Annotated in this window: 17 protein-coding genes; 7 read left to right on the top strand and 10 right to left on the bottom strand. The window is 52.4% G+C overall.

Annotated features, from left to right (window positions below):
- Positions 1-23: 23 nt before the first annotated feature.
- The 6 genes from NNO04_RS02075 (at position 24) to NNO04_RS02050 (ending at position 6,133) form a co-directional block, all read left to right on the top strand.
- The gene (locus tag NNO04_RS02075; RefSeq protein WP_271443256.1) at positions 24-1,490 is read left to right on the top strand and encodes an alpha/beta hydrolase; all 1,467 of its coding nucleotides are present in this window, start codon (positions 24-26) and stop codon (positions 1,488-1,490) included.
- Positions 1,491-1,525: 35 nt separating this feature from the next.
- Positions 1,526-2,248 (top strand): ankyrin repeat domain-containing protein, encoded by a 723-nt coding sequence (locus NNO04_RS02070; RefSeq protein WP_442870722.1) that lies wholly within the window; start codon positions 1,526-1,528, stop codon positions 2,246-2,248.
- A 47-nt stretch (positions 2,249-2,295) separates the two neighbouring features.
- Positions 2,296-2,766 (top strand): hypothetical protein, encoded by a 471-nt coding sequence (locus NNO04_RS02065; protein WP_271443254.1) that lies wholly within the window; start codon positions 2,296-2,298, stop codon positions 2,764-2,766.
- Between the two features lie 132 nt (positions 2,767-2,898).
- Positions 2,899-4,827 (top strand): type VI secretion system Vgr family protein, encoded by a 1,929-nt coding sequence (locus NNO04_RS02060; RefSeq protein ID WP_271443253.1) that lies wholly within the window; start codon positions 2,899-2,901, stop codon positions 4,825-4,827.
- 93 nt (positions 4,828-4,920) lie between these two features.
- Positions 4,921-5,370, top strand: a complete 450-nt coding sequence (locus NNO04_RS02055) for a hypothetical protein (RefSeq protein ID WP_271443252.1) — start codon at positions 4,921-4,923, stop codon at positions 5,368-5,370.
- Between the two features lie 316 nt (positions 5,371-5,686).
- A complete protein-coding gene (locus NNO04_RS02050; protein WP_271443251.1) occupies positions 5,687-6,133 on the top strand; it encodes a hypothetical protein in 447 nt (148 codons plus the stop codon).
- Positions 6,134-6,378: 245 nt separating this feature from the next.
- Here NNO04_RS02050 and sitD read toward each other — a convergent pair whose 3' ends face one another.
- Genes sitD through NNO04_RS02030 form a run of 4 tightly spaced genes read right to left on the bottom strand, consistent with a single transcriptional unit; the run spans position 6,379 to position 9,798 of the window.
- Entirely contained in the window at positions 6,379-7,215 is an 837-nt protein-coding gene (gene sitD / locus NNO04_RS02045; protein WP_271443250.1) for an iron/manganese ABC transporter permease subunit SitD, read from the bottom strand.
- Positions 7,206-8,066 (bottom strand): iron/manganese ABC transporter permease subunit SitC, encoded by an 861-nt coding sequence (sitC, locus tag NNO04_RS02040; RefSeq protein ID WP_271443249.1) that lies wholly within the window; start codon positions 8,064-8,066, stop codon positions 7,206-7,208. The genes sitD and sitC overlap by 10 nt, the downstream gene beginning before the upstream one ends.
- A gap of 2 nt (positions 8,067-8,068) precedes the next feature.
- Complete coding sequence (gene sitB, locus NNO04_RS02035; protein WP_271443248.1) at positions 8,069-8,884, bottom strand: iron/manganese ABC transporter ATP-binding protein SitB; 816 nt, start codon at positions 8,882-8,884, stop codon at positions 8,069-8,071.
- The gene (locus NNO04_RS02030; RefSeq protein ID WP_271443247.1) at positions 8,881-9,798 is read right to left on the bottom strand and encodes a metal ABC transporter substrate-binding protein; all 918 of its coding nucleotides are present in this window, start codon (positions 9,796-9,798) and stop codon (positions 8,881-8,883) included. Before NNO04_RS02030 ends, sitB begins: the two co-directional genes overlap by 4 nt.
- 189 nt (positions 9,799-9,987) lie before the next feature.
- On the opposite strand from NNO04_RS02030, the gene NNO04_RS02025 reads away from it, so the two are divergent.
- A complete protein-coding gene (locus NNO04_RS02025) occupies positions 9,988-10,332 on the top strand; it encodes a nitrous oxide-stimulated promoter family protein (protein WP_271443246.1) in 345 nt (114 codons plus the stop codon).
- Between the two features lie 99 nt (positions 10,333-10,431).
- Here NNO04_RS02025 and flhA read toward each other — a convergent pair whose 3' ends face one another.
- From flhA to hypA, 6 genes are all read right to left on the bottom strand, one after another.
- Complete coding sequence (gene flhA / locus NNO04_RS02020) at positions 10,432-12,513, bottom strand: formate hydrogenlyase transcriptional activator FlhA (protein ID WP_271443245.1); 2,082 nt, start codon at positions 12,511-12,513, stop codon at positions 10,432-10,434.
- A gap of 141 nt (positions 12,514-12,654) precedes the next feature.
- The gene (gene hypE, locus NNO04_RS02015; RefSeq protein WP_271443244.1) at positions 12,655-13,665 is read right to left on the bottom strand and encodes a hydrogenase expression/formation protein HypE; all 1,011 of its coding nucleotides are present in this window, start codon (positions 13,663-13,665) and stop codon (positions 12,655-12,657) included.
- On the bottom strand, positions 13,662-14,783 hold the full coding sequence (hypD, locus tag NNO04_RS02010; RefSeq protein WP_271443243.1) for a hydrogenase formation protein HypD: 1,122 nt from the start codon (positions 14,781-14,783) through the stop codon (positions 13,662-13,664). The genes hypE and hypD overlap by 4 nt, the downstream gene beginning before the upstream one ends.
- Complete coding sequence (gene hypC / locus NNO04_RS02005) at positions 14,783-15,055, bottom strand: hydrogenase 3 maturation protein HypC (RefSeq protein WP_271443284.1); 273 nt, start codon at positions 15,053-15,055, stop codon at positions 14,783-14,785. Before hypC ends, hypD begins: the two co-directional genes overlap by 1 nt.
- Positions 15,046-15,918 (bottom strand): hydrogenase nickel incorporation protein HypB, encoded by an 873-nt coding sequence (gene hypB / locus NNO04_RS02000; protein ID WP_271443242.1) that lies wholly within the window; start codon positions 15,916-15,918, stop codon positions 15,046-15,048. The genes hypC and hypB overlap by 10 nt, the downstream gene beginning before the upstream one ends.
- A gap of 3 nt (positions 15,919-15,921) precedes the next feature.
- The gene (gene hypA / locus NNO04_RS01995) at positions 15,922-16,272 is read right to left on the bottom strand and encodes a hydrogenase maturation nickel metallochaperone HypA (protein WP_162381912.1); all 351 of its coding nucleotides are present in this window, start codon (positions 16,270-16,272) and stop codon (positions 15,922-15,924) included.
- Positions 16,273-16,391 lie beyond the last annotated feature (119 nt).

The raw sequence follows: 16,391 nt of genomic DNA, 5'->3' as shown, positions 1-16,391 counted from the left end.
GGACTGGTTACAGGACGGATCGCATGTATAACATCAAATTTATCTACCTTTTTAACGAGAATGTTTCGCCCGCGTTATTTGCAAAAATCATCCGCCCGTCTGTCGCCGGGCAGTGGATTATGTCAGTACCGGATCACTCGTTACGTTCACTGTTTACGCGCTACGATCTCCTCCATTCGATAACCGGGGCTAATCCGTATCAGTCCGGACGAGATACGCGAAAACTGATTGTGCAGGATCTCGATATGGGCAGGGTGGTGGCCGTTGATGAAAGCCATCGTCACTGGTCATCGGTGACGGACGTTTTTTACATCAATGAAAAAGGCAGGCTTCAGCCTGCCTCGCTCTCCGGACTGGGCTGGTATCCGGTGAGCACTATCGTCGACCGATATGAAACGATGGTGAGAACCTATGGTTCCCGCCCAGAGCCCACGGTGCTGCCGACGCAGGTGGTGAAAGCTAAAGCGGCGCAGGTGCCGGATCAGCCGACGCCTGGCAAAGAGGGAAAAACCTATGCCGCGCAGTTGCAGGAGATGACGAAGGCACAACGCTGGCAGGCGCGTAAAAATCTGATTAGTCAGGGCAGTAAAAGCCTGTACCCGGACGCGCAAATCGCGGCCAAACGACTGGCGGCCAATAATATCGCGGTGGAAAAAGCCAAACTCGCGGGGAATGTTTACAAGACCGTTAATCCGCTGGAAGCAACGCCGAACGTGCCGGAAGGGTGGAAGGATATTAGTAATGACAGTGCGTTACTGAATAAGTTTGGTCTTAAAAGCAAAATGCTTTACGACAATGAAACGTCACCGGATTTTCTGGCGCGTGTCTATCAGCCCGATCCTGAAGTTTTTGGCAATGACATGAATCCGACGCTGGTCTTCAGGGGATCACGGGAACCTGGGCTTGCATCATTAAAGGACAACGTTTCCTCGCTACTGAGCAAAGGGGAATTGGCACCGGTGAAAAACGGCGCTGACTGGGCAAACAATGGCGCGCAGGGTATGGGGATGGAGTCTGCCTATTATCGAAATGCGGTAGGCATAGGAAATATATTGGCGAGCTCGGGCCAAAACATCGATATCGCAGGTCACTCGCTCGGCGGCGGGCTTGCGTCTGCAACGGCAATGACCAGTGGTAAAGCGGGGTGGACATTCAACGCTGCGGGACTGAACAGTGACACCGTTGAACAATATGGCGGGAGTGTGCTGGGGAGCACGGACACTATTCAGGCCTATCGTGTTGAAGGTGAACTGCTGACCAAAATTCAGGAAGTGAATCTTTGGGAAGATTTAAAAACGGTGAAGGGACATGTACCAGCATTAATTCTCAAAGAAGAAATTTCTGCCCTCACGCCTGACGCGGCCGGGATTGCCCACGATCTGCCGGGCGGGACCGGAAGCGCGCTGGACCGTCATGGGATCGATCAGGCAATTAACTGTATTGAGCAGCAGAAGGATGAGGATATTTCAATCATCAGGAGTCGCTTGTGAAAACGTTTTTATTCGGCTGCTTCGCGCTGTGTTTTATGTTCATGATTCAGGGGTGTAAACAAGATATGGATTTAAATCCACAGGATTACTTTAGCGGCCAGCAGCTCAATCTGGCTCACGCAATTGAGCAGGGCGACGTTGATGACGTTGTTAAACTTGTGTCAGAAACAGATTTAAACAAACCCGGGAAAGAGGAGATGACGCCCCTGTTCTGGGCCATCATGAATGCTGTCGACAATAAGAAAACCCCCACGCAATTAAAGATGATTACCGTGCTGGTGAAGGCCGGAGCCGATCCGCTCCAGCCGCGCCCTGCGGGAAAAAGCAGCCCGGCGGAATACGTTTTAAAAGCCGACAGTGATGACTGGATTAAGGCGTTGCTTGACGGCGGTTTATCGCCGGATGCGAAAGATAAAACGTATAAAGAGCCCATTATCTTTGAAACGATCAAGGCTAAAAATACCAGGACGCTGGCAGCGATGCTCGATAAAGGCGCCAATATCAATATCACAGACTCGTTAGGCAATACGCTGCTCATTGAGGCGTTAAATTTTGGCAAATACGATCATGTTTTGTTATTGCTCGATCGCGGAGCCGATGCTGAAATTCGGGGTCACGGTGGCTGGACTTTGGGAAGCCTGCTGCAACGCCATTTGGATAGCGCAAAAGAAGGCAGCGAACAATATCAAATGCTGAACAAAATCAAAGAGACGCTGATCAAGCATGGTGGGAAATGGCCGCCTGCGCCAGTGAAATAACATTCTGAGTGAATATCAATTATCGCCGATAAGGATAAGAGTAAGTCATGGCAATGGATACCAGAAATAATATGAAGCTAAAAACTAAGGTGTTCTATTTTTGGGGAAGCATGGATGTGCTGGCTATTTTGATATATTGCACTCATGTATTGTGGCAAGGTGGGATTCCATTTATTACAGATATTTCGTCTTTTAATCACATCAGTGGGAATGGGACCGTTACAGGAAGCGGTATCTACAGCACCATTGTTACACTGTTTTTTGTTCTTAACGTGATCTTATTCGTATCACTGTTCATTTCTGCCTGGCTTTTTTTCACACGAAACCGTTATGCAGTCCGGTTTGCTTTTATTCAAGAAGTGCTTCGTTTTACTTCATTTCAATGTTCTATTTCGGTATTTCCATTAATAGCGGGTTTGTCAGAGCCGGGAAATCTTTTTTTAAATATTTATTTATTCGTGGTATCTGAAGTGGTGAAAATTGCTTCCCTTATTTATGTGATTAAATCAAGCAAATGAATTTTGGATTTTATAGCGAAGATATTATTAAGGTTGAGGGGCGATGACAGGCGAATACCTTGAATCACATTGTCAGACATCATCTCCTGGTTATCACTCACTCTTAGCACAAACCATTACGGAATAATGATTATGCTTAACCGAATTACCGTCCAGCTCCCGGTTGAGGGGCTGCTGTTCTGGAAACTGTCCGGCCGTGAGGCGATGTCCGAGTCGTTTGCCTTGACGCTGACGCTGCTCGGTACGGACGCGCGCATTGACCGCAGTAAACTGCTTGGACAGCCAGTGACGGTGACGATCCCAACGCAGAGCCTGCTCTCGCCGCGCTATATCAACGGTAAGGTGACGCGGGTGGCGGTCAGCGCCGTGGAGCTGACGGGAACGCGCTATGCGGTCTACCAGCTGACGGTGGAGCCGGATCTGTGGCCGATGAAGCGTGACCGTAACCTGCGTATCTTCCAGGGGCAGACGGTGCCGCAGATCGTTAAGACGCTGCTGGGGGAACACCAGGTCAATGTCGAAGATAAACTGACCGGCAGCTATCGGGTGTGGGACTACTGTGTGCAGTATCAGGAGTCGAGTCTGGACTTTATCAGCCGCCTGATGGAGCTGGAGGGTATCGCCTTCCACTTCCGCCACGAGGCGGACAAACATACCCTGGTGCTGACCGATGCCGCGACGCAACATCTGCCGTTCAGTGGCTATGAGATTATTCCCTACCACCAGACGCCGTCGGGTGGCAGCACGGATGAAGAAGGCATCAGCCAGTGGGCGCTGGAGGACAGCGTGACGCCGGGGATTTACAGCCTGGACGACTACGACTTCCGCAAACCGAACGCGTGGCTGTTCCAGGCGCAGCAGAACCCTGCTTCACCCCAGCCTGGCAGCATTGACGTGTACGACTGGCCGGGGCGCTTTGTGGATCATGGTCACGCCGAGTTCTATGCCCGCATCCGCCAGGAGCGCTGGCAGGTGGAGCACCAGCAAATTCAGGCGACGGCGACGGCTACAGGTATTGCGCCGGGGCACACCTTCACCCTGAGCAACGCGCCGTTCTTCAGCGATAACGGTGAGTATCTGACCACGGCGGCGAGTTACCATTTTGAGGAGAACCGCTACGCGAGCGGGGAGGGGGAAACCCTTCATCGCACCGACTTCACCGTTATCCCGTCGTCGGTGGCGTATCGACCGGCGCAGACCACGGCGTGGCCGCGCACCTATGGCCCGCAGACTGCAAAAGTGGTGGGTCCGCAGGGGGAGAGTATCTGGACGGATAAATACGGTCGGGTGAAGGTGAAATTCCACTGGGACCGTCTGGCGAAAGGCGATGACACCAGTTCCTGTTGGGTGCGTGTTTCCAGCGCCTGGGCGGGTCAGGGGTACGGCGGGGTGCAAATTCCGCGCGTGGGTGATGAAGTGGTGGTGGATTTCATCAATGGCGATCCGGACCGCCCCATTATCACTGGTCGCGTATACAACGAGGCGAGTATGCCGCCGTGGGCGCTACCGGCAGCGGCCACCCAGATGGGTTTCATGAGCCGGAGCAAGGACGGCGCAGCGGACAACGCCAACGCCCTGCGTTTTGAAGACAAAGCGGGTGAGGAACAGGTGTGGATCCAGGCCGAACGTAATCTGGACATTAACGTTAAAAATGATGAATCCCATTCGACAGAAAAAAACCGCACCCAATATGTGGGGGAAAATGAAACCCTGCGGGTAGCAAAAAACCAGCAGGCGGGGATCAAAGGGGACATCATTTGTCTGGCAGGAAAAAGTCGCAGCGATAAAGCCGTGAATAACTATACGCTTTCTGCGGGCAGTACTTTACGACTGGAGTGTGGCGAAAGCGCGATTGAATTATCGAAAGATGGCAGCGTTAATATTATCGGTAATAACTTCAATTTCACCGCGAAACAGCAGGCACAAATTAATACGCTTTCTGGCGAACTGCATTTAAACCCGAATGGCGGCAGTAATGCTATCGATCCGCCAGGGGCTGCCCATCAGGCAGAGCTTCAGCATGAAGTGGACAGTTTTTTTGTGTTTAATGCCAGTAAGTAAGCGTGCCCACAGGGCTGACGCTATTTTTTAGAAAGCAGTAATCGTTTTACCCGGTGCCTTTACAGGCACCTTATCGGATATCAAAGTGTATTAATGGAAAATAGTGTCATGCATTGGTTTTTCTTTACGATTTTTTTAATTATGACGTTGGTCTTTATCTGGGACGGAAAAGACTGCTTCTCAAAAAAACAGTGGCTCACAACGGGGATACTGCTTGTCGCCGTACTGATTGCGACGGTCGTGATTAGCGTTGCATTTAAATGGCTATCGCAATCTTTTTCAATTTTTTCAATCGTAACCGCCAAACAGTATTCTGTTATTTTCTCAATGTCACTCCTGTGTATGTGGGGGTTGAAAGTCGTTGTGGTGCTACTTTGCACACTTTTTTCTGGAATAATGGATGCCCATAGAATTCACAATCCGGCAAACTATGAGAGACTATCCTCCATTTCTGGAAAAGTCGCTCCTGGCTTACTTTTCATCGTAAAGGGCTCAGTTTCTGTTGGGAGTTTTCTTATGTTTTCAGGTCTCTGGCTTAAATAAGAGTGATGAGTGAGGTGATGACATGGATTTAGATAAAAATACGGTTACCCTCAACAGAACAAAAAACAGGTGAAAGAGATTCGAGAAAAATTTTGCAAATGTCTTTACACATCTCCAGATAAAGAGATGTTGCATTACAGTATTTTTCTTCCTCATGCAATAAAGTCTGTTGAATAAATAATGAATTTTCGGGGGCGGTCTATCACTGTATGGGCTGAATTATCACTGCTGTCGAGGCAGGTGGCGGGGATGAGGTAATTATTACCTGGTGTGTTGCTTTTTTAATTGGTGATTAATTTTATCAGGGATTGAGAATATGAGCTGGATTGGGTTTGTTATATTTTTGGTCGCCACCATTGCATATATATGGAACGGTAAAGATTCCTTCACTAAAAAAGAATGGGTTGTGTTTTTTGTAAAATATCTGATGTTGCTCATTGGCACAGTTTTAGTTGTGGTAATGGTTAGCGGGATACTTAAAGTCTGGCCATTCATCACTGTAAGCACAGCTAAGCATGCTACGAGCACATTGGCGGTTTCATTTACAACTATTCTGGCTTGTAAATTTGCGGTGGTAATGATTGTTACTATTTTTGAGAGAATTATGACTTTTCATAAAAAATATAACACTGAAAAGAATTATAATTTTCTAATATCTCTTGTGACGAAACATGGATCAGGTTTTTTACTATTTTCGAAAGTTATTGTGTCGTTAGGTAGTTTGCCAATTTTATATGGTATTTGGTTTGGCCGTACGGTCTGAGTTGCAGAGGTTTTATGAACACCAATAATTATTATGCTTTCCCGTAGTTTATCAGCGCGGGAAAAAACGGGCGCTATCCAGAGTGGGGCAGTAGATACCGCAATCATCATGATGACCACTTCGAGGCAAATAAACACAGACTTGAAATTATCCTGGTGACGCTGAATAATTGAAAAAGCTAAGTCAGGGTAATATTGACCTTTTATGTATAAACAACCTGATATTACCCTGGATAAAGCTATGCTTCAGCCATAAGTTTCAGAGCGCCGGTCTCGCATTGTTGTATATATAAATGCCACGACAAAGATCACCGTAAATAATACGACAATGGTGGGGGCGGGGGCGCTGTCGATAAAAAACGACAGATATACGCCCAGAAATGAGGTGATGACCGAAAGCACGGTAGCCAGTATCAGCGCGTGGGCGAAACGGCGGGTGAGTAAAATAGCTATTGCACCTGGGGCAATCAGCAGAGATATCGACAAAATAATACCCACCGATTTTAGCGTGGCGACAATGGTCAGGGCTATCATGCACAGCAACCCGTAATGCAGCAACGTGGTGTTCAGACCGCTGGCTCTGGCCTGATTCGGATCAAACGCGTGCAGCAATAAATCCTTCCATTTCATACCGATAACCAGCGCTATCCCCAGCGCAATCAGCGCAGTTTGCAAAATATCGGTCAGCGAAACGCCCAGCATGTCGCCAAACAGAATGTGATCCAGATGAACGTCCGACTGGATAGAGACATACAGCACCAGCCCCGCGCCAAACATACCGGAAAAAACAATCCCCATGATGGTGTCGCGCTTAATACGGCTGTTGTCGTCGAGATAACCCGTCGCAACGGCACACAGTAATCCGGCGATGAACGCGCCGATAGCCAGTGGAATACCGGCTATCCAGGCCAGCACAATCCCCGGAAAAACCGCATGACTCATCGCATCGCCCATCAGCGCCCAGCCTTTCAACACCAGAAATACCGAGAGCAGTGCGCAGGGCACAGCGACAATTGCGGAGACGGCCAGCGCATTGAGCATAAAGTCGAACTGGAAGGGTTCCAGCAGCGTGGTTAAGAACATGAGGACTCCTTGTTCATTCGCGCACGGCGACGGTTTGCCAGCAGGCCATGTTTCGGCGCGAAGACAAACGCGGTCAGGAACAGCAAGGTTTGCAGAACGACGATAATGCCGCCCGTTGCGCCATCCAGCCAATAGCTGAGCCAGGCGCCAAAAAAGCTGGTCAGGCTGCCAATCGCCACGGCGATGGCGAGCAGGCGCGGGAAGCGGTCAGTCAACAGCCAGGCCGTTGCGCCGGGCGTCACCACCAGGCAGATAACCAGAAATGCGCCGACTGTTTGCAGTGCCGCGACGGTGGAGACAGAGAGCAGCGTAAAGAACAATAACTTTAAGCGACCCGGATTGAGCCCAATGGAACGGGCATGATTTTCATCGAAAAAGGTCACCATCAGATCTTTCCATTTCAACAGGAGGATCGTCAGCGAAACGGCACCAATAATCGCCAGTTGCAGAATATCTTCTGGTGCGATGGCCAGGACGTTGCCAAGAATAATGGTCTGGATGTTAACGGACATGGGATTGAGCGAAACCATAAACAGCCCAATGCCAAAGAACGACGAGAAGATCAGCCCAATAATAGCGTCTTCTTTCAGACGCGACCGCTGGTTGAGAAACAGCATACAGCCTGCGGCGAGTCCCCCGGAGAGAAACGCGCCGAGTGAGAAGGGCAATCCCAGCATATACGCCCCCGCCACACCGGGGACGATAGAATGCGAGAGCGCATCGCCAATCAGCGACCAGCCTTTGAGCATTAAATAGCAGGAGAGAAAAGCGCACAGCCCGCCGACCATTGCTGACACCCACATCGCATTGAGCATGTACTGGTAACCAAACGGTTCCACAAGCCAGTTCATGATTAACCCCCTCCGTTGGCGGCCCGGCGCGAGATAAACGGGCGCTCATCATCGGTAATGATGTGCTCTTCTCTGCCACTCAACGCCACGTGGCGCAAGACGCCGCTGAACGCCAGTTCGAGATTTTCAGCCGTGAAGGTGGTTTCCGTGGGGCCGCTCGCCAGCACCGTCCCTTTGATCATCACCGTGTAATCACAAAACTCCGTCACCGACCCCAGGTTATGGGTGGACACCAGCATGGTGCGGCCCTCATCGCGCAGTTCGCGTAACAGTGAGATGATTCGCGCTTCGGTTTTCACATCCACGCCGGTAAAGGGCTCGTCCAGCAAGATCACCTGACCATCCTGCGCAATCGCTCTGGCAAGAAAAACACGCTTTTTTTGCCCGCCGGAGAGTTCGCCTATCTGGCGATGGCGGTACTCCAGCATGTCCACGCGCGCGAGAGCGGCATCAACACACGCGTGGTCGCGAGCTTTTGGACGACGCAACCATCCCATGTGGCCGTAGCGCCCCATCATCACGACATCTTCCACCAGCACCGGAAATGACCAGTCCACTTCTTCTGACTGCGGGACATAGGCGATCAGGTTTTGCTTCAGCGCTTTGCTCACCGACTGTTGCAGGATCGAGATCTCTCCATTAGCGAGGCGTACAAATCCCATCAGCGCCTTAAACAGCGTGGATTTCCCCGAGCCGTTGACGCCGACCAGGGCGGCAATCGAGCCGCCGGGGATCTGAAACGTGGCGTCCCGCAGCGCGGTGTGACCGTTGCGATACGTCACCGTGACACGGTTGGCGGTAATGGCAGCGTGGCTCATTTCTGACTCCTCAGACCGTCATTGATGCCGTTGACGATGGTTTCGGTGGTGACGCGCAGTAAATCCAGATAGGTCGGTACCGGGCCATCGGCACCACTCAGGGAATCGACATACAGTACACCGCCGTAGTGCGCGCCAGACTCACGGGCGACCTGGCGGGCAGGTTTATCAGAGACGGTACTTTCGCTGAAGATGGTAGGGATCTGATGCTGTCTGATCGCATCGATCACTTTGCGTACCTGTTTTGGTGTGCCTTGTTGATCGGCATTGATCGGCCACAGATACAGCTCCCGGAGATTGTTATCCCGCGCCAGGTAGGAGAATGCGCCTTCGCTGGTGACCAGCCAGCGTTTATCGGCAGGAAGCGTTGCCAGTTTGTCGCGCAACGGATCAAGCGTCTGGCGAATCTTCGTTTTATAGTTCTCGGCATTTTTTTGATAAATCGCCGCATTTTGCGGATCGTACTTCACCAGCGCATCGCGAATGTTATCGACATAAATGAGTGCGTTTTCTGCTGACATCCAGGCGTGCGGGTTGGGTTTGCCATTGTACGGACCTTCGCTAATGCCCATCGGTTTCACGCCCGCAGAGACGGTGACTTCCGGTACGCCGGAAAGATGCTGGTAAAAACGAGCGAACCACAGCTCCAGGTTCATGCCATTGGAGAGAATAAGCTGCGCGCCTTGCGCGCGTTTGATGTCACCGGGGGTGGGCTGATATTCATGAATTTCAGCCCCCGGTTTGGTTATCGAACTGACGTCCGCCGCGTCGCCCGCCACATTTTTTGCCATATCGGCAATGACCGTAAAGGTGGTTACCACCTTGAATTTCTCTGTGGCCCAGGCGGGTGTCAGCGTAAGCGTCGCCAGGACCCCAGCAAGGAAAAATGACGTCAAACGAGGCAGGTTCGGCATAGTATCCCTCATATAAAAGTGGTTAATTATTCTTCGAATATAGCCTTTGCTATGTTATATAGCACACGGCATAGTTAAATGAAAATAATTCTTATTTGTGTAGCTGGCTAAGCATGTGTCACCTTCGGGTGGTAGTCCGCAAGGGGAATAAGTTGTAGAATAAATACACTTTAATGGTGTGGAGGCACTATGTCCGGCAAGCGAATCGCGCGTGAAAAACTGACGATCAAAAAAATGATCGCGTTATACGAGAGCCAGTGTCCACAGGCGTTAGATGAACCGGGGCATTACGCCGCGCTGTTCGCCTATGCACAAAAACGGCTGGACAAGTGTGTGTTTGGTGAGGAAAAACCGGCTTGTAAACAGTGTCCGGTGCACTGTTACCAGCCAGCAAAGCGTGAAGAGATGAAGCAGATTATGCGTTGGGCAGGGCCGAGAATGCTCTGGCGTCACCCGATTTTGACCGTGCGTCATCTGATTGACGACAAACGTCCCGTCCCGGAATTACCAGAGAAATATCAGCGTAAGAAGTGAGTGTGAAATGCCTGATGGCGCTGCGCTTATCAGGCCTACGGACAAATCCCACCTGTAGGCCGGATAAGGTGCTTGCACCGCCATCCGGCAACGCTTCGTTTACACCAACGCATCCTTATCAATACCCAGTCGCTTCATCCGTGAAAGCAGTGTGGTGCGCTTAAGCCCCAGACGTTGGGCTGCACCTTTCGGCCCCGCCACGACGCCATTCGTTTCTTTCAGTACGCGCAGAATCAACTGAAATTCATCCTCGCCATCCTGTGCGATTTCGGTGGCGACCGGCGGCGTGGCTGGCGTTAATATGCCCACATCCGGTATTGAGAGTTGCAGCACATTGCCCCGGGTCAGCAGCACGGCGCGCTCCACCACGTTTTCCAGCTCGCGAACGTTACCAGGCCACTCCATATTGGTCAGGGTTCGTAGCGTTTCTGCGGGGATGCTGTCGATGTTACGTCCCATCCGACGGGCGATTTTAAAGGTGAACGCTTTCACCAGTAGCGGAATATCTTCCGGACGCTCGCGCAGCGGCGGCAGTTGGATCGGGAAGACATTCAGTCGGTAATAGAGATCGTTGCGGAACTCGCGATCGGCCACCATTTTTTTCAGATCGCGGTTGGTGGCAGCGATCAGTCGCACATCGGTCTGGATCAGCTTATTGCTGCCCAGGCGTTCGAACTCCTGCTCCTGGAGAACGCGCAGCAGTTTGGGCTGCAACTCCAGCGGCATGTCGCCCACTTCATCGAGAAACAGCGAACTTTTATCCGCCAGCTCAAAACGTCCGATACGCTGTGTGCTGGCGCCCGTGAACGCGCCACGTTCATGGCCAAACAGGTCGCTTTCCAGCAGTCCGGCAGGCATCGCGGCACAATTCATTTTCACCATCCGGCGTGTGTTACGCCCGCTCAGGTTGTGAATCGCTCGGGCGATCAGTTCCTTACCGGTTCCGGTTTCGCCCAGAATCAGGACTGTACTGTCGCTTTGCGCCACCATTTCGACCTGCTTGAGGACGTTGTACATCGCCTCGCTGCGGCCAATGATCTCGCCAAAATCACTGTCGACATTATTCAGTTGTTCGGTGAGCGCCAGGTTTTCGTCTACCAGGCGTTCCTTGAGGCGGTGGATTTCCTGATAAGCGAGGGCGTTATCGACGGCAATCGCCACGCGTTCGGCGATTTGACGTAACAGTTTCAGGTTGGTGGTGGTGAAGATTTTCTCTTCGCATTGCGCCAGTTTCAGCACGCCGAGCATGGTGTTACCCGACATCAGCGGCAGCAAACAAAGCGTCTGTAATTGATTACCCCAGGTGTCGAACAGCATACGTTCGTAAGGGGCAAGCGCATCCCTTTCGTTCAGGTTAATCAGCAACATCTCTTTGCTTTTGAACACCCGCTCAGTGAGGGTGCCTGCTTCATCCACTTCACTTTGCTGGTGAGCGGGATGTGTTTTATCCAGATAATGGGTAGACCAGATATTCAGTTTATTTTTGTGATGACTGCGCAGGACAATGCTGATTGCGTCAATGTTGAAGTAGTAATGGATCTCTTTCGCCACTTCGCTGACCAGCTCGTCAATGTCGAGGCGCGAGAGCACCGCATTGGTGATCGCCACCAGAATACGAAAGTTATCGCGTTCGCGGCACAGCAAATCGTAATCGACGTTGTTCGAAACCCGACACTGAATTTGCTCGGCAACCACCGAGACAATCTGCGTAAAGGTTTGCAGGCGTTGGTACTCTTTTTCGCTCCAGGGGCGGTCTTCCTTGCGGATAAATTCGCAGCCGCCAAAAATACGCCCGTCTGCCGCCAGCGGTAGCAGGCAATAGTGGCCAAATTCACCGTATAACCCGGAGGCAGCCAACTGCGGCCAGGTTTCCGTAAACTCATGGAAGTTACAGTGCAATGCATCGGGACGCGACAGAATACGGCGAACCGGGCCGTGCGCCAGCACCGTTTCGTCTTCATATTCAATCGGTTTACTGTTTTCTTCGCGCGTCGCGTAATAACGTGCGCGCTGTGTTTGTGCCTGCCATAACACAATAGCCGCGCTGTCGGCTAAGGCCGAACGCCTGACCAGTTGGGAAAGCGCTTCACTGAGAGAAGCCAGATCGGGCTGCTGCAATAATGTACGAGTAATATCAAACAACCCTTGCTGTCCGAGATCGCTCATCGGTGTATACGACATGTTGCTTTTCCAGGAATGTACCGCAGTGCGGCAAGGTACATGAATTATAGGTATTCTTTTTAAGCTTCTGCCGGATGGCGGTTACGTCTTATCCGCCTACGGCTATAGGCCCGGTAAGCGTAGCGCTACCGGGCAATATCATCAGCAAATACGTGGCAGAGGTTCGGAGTGCGGCAAATCAAGGGTACGTTTGACGCCATACAAACCCGCGAGACGAACGCCTTTACGCTCGACCACTTCACCAATCAACGCGGCATCACGTCCCAGAGGATGTGAACGGAGCGCTTCCAGTACCTGTTCTGCCGCCTGACGTTCAACGGCAATCACCAGCTTACCTTCGTTGGCAAAGTTAAGAGCATCCAGTCCCAGCAGTTCGCACACGCCACGCACCGCCGGTTTTACCGGGAGGGTGGTTTCAGACAGCTCAATACCGTAACCGCTGGCGGCAGCGAACTCATGCGTGACCGCGTTTACGCCGCCACGGGTGGCATCACGCAGCGCCTTCACACCGGTAATATTGCGTAACGTCTGAATCAGTGGGGTGAGTACGGCGCAGTCGCTTACCAGCTCGCCATCCAGTCCCAGTTGTTCACGCAGATTGAGAATAGTCGCGCCATGATCGCCCAGCGTACCGCTGACCAGCAGAACGTCGCCAGGGGTCAGGGTTTGCGCGCCCCAGTGAATATCGGCCGGAATGGCCCCCATTCCCGCGGTGTTGATGAACAGCTTGTCTGCCGCGCCGCGCTGAACGACTTTGGTGTCGCCGGTCACAATGGCGATACCCGCTTCGCGAGCCGTTGCCGCCATACTGTTCACCACGGTTTTCAGCGTCTCCATCGGCAACCCTTCTTCAAGGATAAAACCGCAAGACAGATAACGCGGGATTGCGCCGCTGACCGCTACGTCGTTCGCGGTGCCGCAAATGGCCAGTTTGCCAATGTTGCCGCCGGGGAAAAATAACGGGTCAATGACGTAGCTGTCGGTCGAGAAGGCCAGACGATCGCCTTCGGCCATTAATTGCGCCAGATCCAGACGCGCCTGATCTTCTTGTTCTGCCAGCCACGGGTTGGCAAATGCTTCCATAAACAGACTGTTGATCAGTTGCTGCATGGCCTGGCCGCCACTTCCGTGGGCGAGTTGTACGCTATTCATGCTTCAGACTCCTGCTGACGATACTGATACCAGGCGGCACATGCGCCTTCTGAAGAGACCATCAGTGCGCCAAATGCGGTTTGTGGATTACAGGTGTTACCAAACAACGAGCATTGATTCGGCTTGCATTTGCCTGTCAATACTTCCCCGCAGCGTGCGCGTGGATCGTCGTATACCTGTTGCGGCGACGGTTGGAAATGCGCTTCGGCATCAAACCGTTGATAGTCTGGCATCAGATGCACACCGGATGACTCAATCACGCCAAGGCCGCGCCATTCGCTGTCGCCAGTCACGCAGAACACCTCGGCAATTGCCTGTTGCGCCAGGGCATTACCGGCATCCGGCACCACACGGCGATACTGGTTTTCGACCAGGCTATGCGCCGCGATTTTCTGCTCAACCAGCATGGCGACGCCTTGTAGCAGATCCAGTGGTTCGAATCCTGCGACCACCAGCGGACGATGAAACTCGCTGGCAATAAAGTTATAGGCGTCGGTACCGATCACCATGCTGACGTGACCCGGCGCGATGAAAGCGTCGATGCCGCTGTCCGGCTGTTCCAGCAGGCAGCGCAGTGTTGGGATAAGCGTGATGTGCTGGCAGAAGAAGTAAAAGTTCTGCACGTCTCGCGCTTTTGCCTGTTGCAACGTAATGGCAGTGGTCGGCATGGTGGTTTCAAAACCCAGCCCGAAGAACACGACTTTACGCGTCGGGTTTTCCTGCGCCAGTTTGAGCGCATCCATCGGGGAGTAAACAATGCGGACATCAGCGCCGCGCGCTTTGGCCTGCAGGAGAGAACCCTGCTTGCCCGGTACACGCATCGCATCGCCAAAGGTGCAGAAAATCACTTCCGGATGGCTGGCGATTTCGACGCAGCTATCAATTCTGCCCATCGGCAGCACGCAGACCGGGCAGCCTGGGCCGTGAATAAATTCCACGTTGTCGGGCAATAACTGGTCGAGACCGAATTTGAAGATAGCGTGGGTGTGGCCGCCGCAGATTTCCATGATACGCAGCGGACGTTCGGCAGTGTAAGGGAGATGGACCGCACGTTCACGCAGATGGTCGATCAGTTGCATCACCTGCTCCGGTGCGCGGTATTCGTCAACAAAACGCATTATTTTTCCTCACCAAACAGTAAAGCGCCGACGTCCGGCTCAACATCAAACATGTTTTGGAGCGCTTCGAGGGTATCGCGCGCTTCAGCTTCATTAATAACACTCATGGCAAAACCAACGTGGACCAGTACCCACTGGCCTAAACGCGGTTGACCGTGTTCATCGCAGCTACCGACCAGCGTCAGGTCGACGTCGCGCTGAATGCCGCAAACGTCGACTTTCGCCTGGTTGCCGTCGATAGTACGGATTTGACCCGGAACGCCTATGCACATCGCTGTGCCTCCAGCCAGTTCAGCCATTGATCCATCCCTTCGCCGCTGGTGGCGGAAATCAGAATGATTTCAATCTCCGGGTTCACTTCACGGGCGCTGGCGATGCACTTCTCAACATCGAAGTTGAGGTAGGGCAGCAGGTCGACTTTGTTGAGCAGCATCAGCGAGGCGGCAGCAAACATGTGGGGGTATTTCAGCGGTTTATCTTCGCCTTCGGTGACGGAAAGCACCGCCACTTTATGACGTTCGCCGAGATCAAAGCTGGCCGGGCACACCAGGTTGCCGACGTTTTCAATAAACAGAATGCCGTTATCTTCTAAAGGCAGACGTGGCGCGGCATCGGCAATCATTTGCGCGTCGAGGTGGCAACCTTTGCCGGTGTTGACCTGGATGGCCGGCGTACCGGTGGCGCGAATACGGGCTGCGTCATTTACCGTCTGCTGGTCGCCTTCAATGACGGCACAGGGTACGCTCCCTTTCAGCTTCATCAGCGTTTCGGTGAGCAGTGTGGTTTTGCCGGAGCCTGGGCTGGAGACAAGGTTAAGCACCAGATGCTGGCGGGCAGCGAAGCGAGCGCGGTTACGTTCGGCCAGGCGGTTGTTTTTGTCCAGCACGTCGATTTCAACTTCCAGCATCCGGCGCTGGCTCATGCCTGGCGCATGGGTTCCGGCTTCGCCGTGTCCATAATGCAGGTCGCCTTCTTCCGTCTGGCTGGGGGTAAAACTGGAGGTCTTCACGCCGGTAATATTGAGCGCCGGGCGAGCCGCCGGGGCAAATGGCGCGCTACGAAACGCCGAATGGGGGTTATGTTCATCACCCTCGATATAAAGGTTGCCTTCAGCGCAACCGCATGTTGTACACATCGCTCACTCCTGGTCTATTTCTATTCTTCTAATCTGTAAGCCGTCATCGGCCACGATCCTCAGTGTGTCGCTGTTGCATTGCGGACAACGGCGGACGCGCTGTGTCAGCAACGTGACGTATTGCTGACAAGACTCGCACCAACATTCGGCTTCTTGTTCTTCGAGGTGCAGTTTACAACCTTCCGCCAGGGTGCCGCGGCATACCAGATCAAAACAAAAGGCGAGAGCACTGGTTTCGACACAAGAAAATGCGCCAATTTTGAGCCAGACCCCAGTTACCTTTTGCGCGCCGTGTTGTGCGGCCTGTTGTTCGATCAATTCCAGTGCCCGTTGGCAGAGGGTTATTTCGTGCATATCGCCTCCCATCATCTATTGCTGCGGTAAAAGCAATAAACATGCCAGTTATTATTTTTGGCACGCTGACAGTGACGACGATGACGAAATGACATGTCGTCACTGCGTTATTTGCTTTT

This window comes from Citrobacter sp. Awk 4, assembly GCF_028069725.1.
Taxonomy (GTDB): Bacteria; Pseudomonadota; Gammaproteobacteria; order Enterobacterales; family Enterobacteriaceae; genus Citrobacter_D.
The sequence above is the reverse complement of the archived record's forward strand: the minus strand, read 5'-3'. Positions and strand labels throughout refer to the sequence as shown.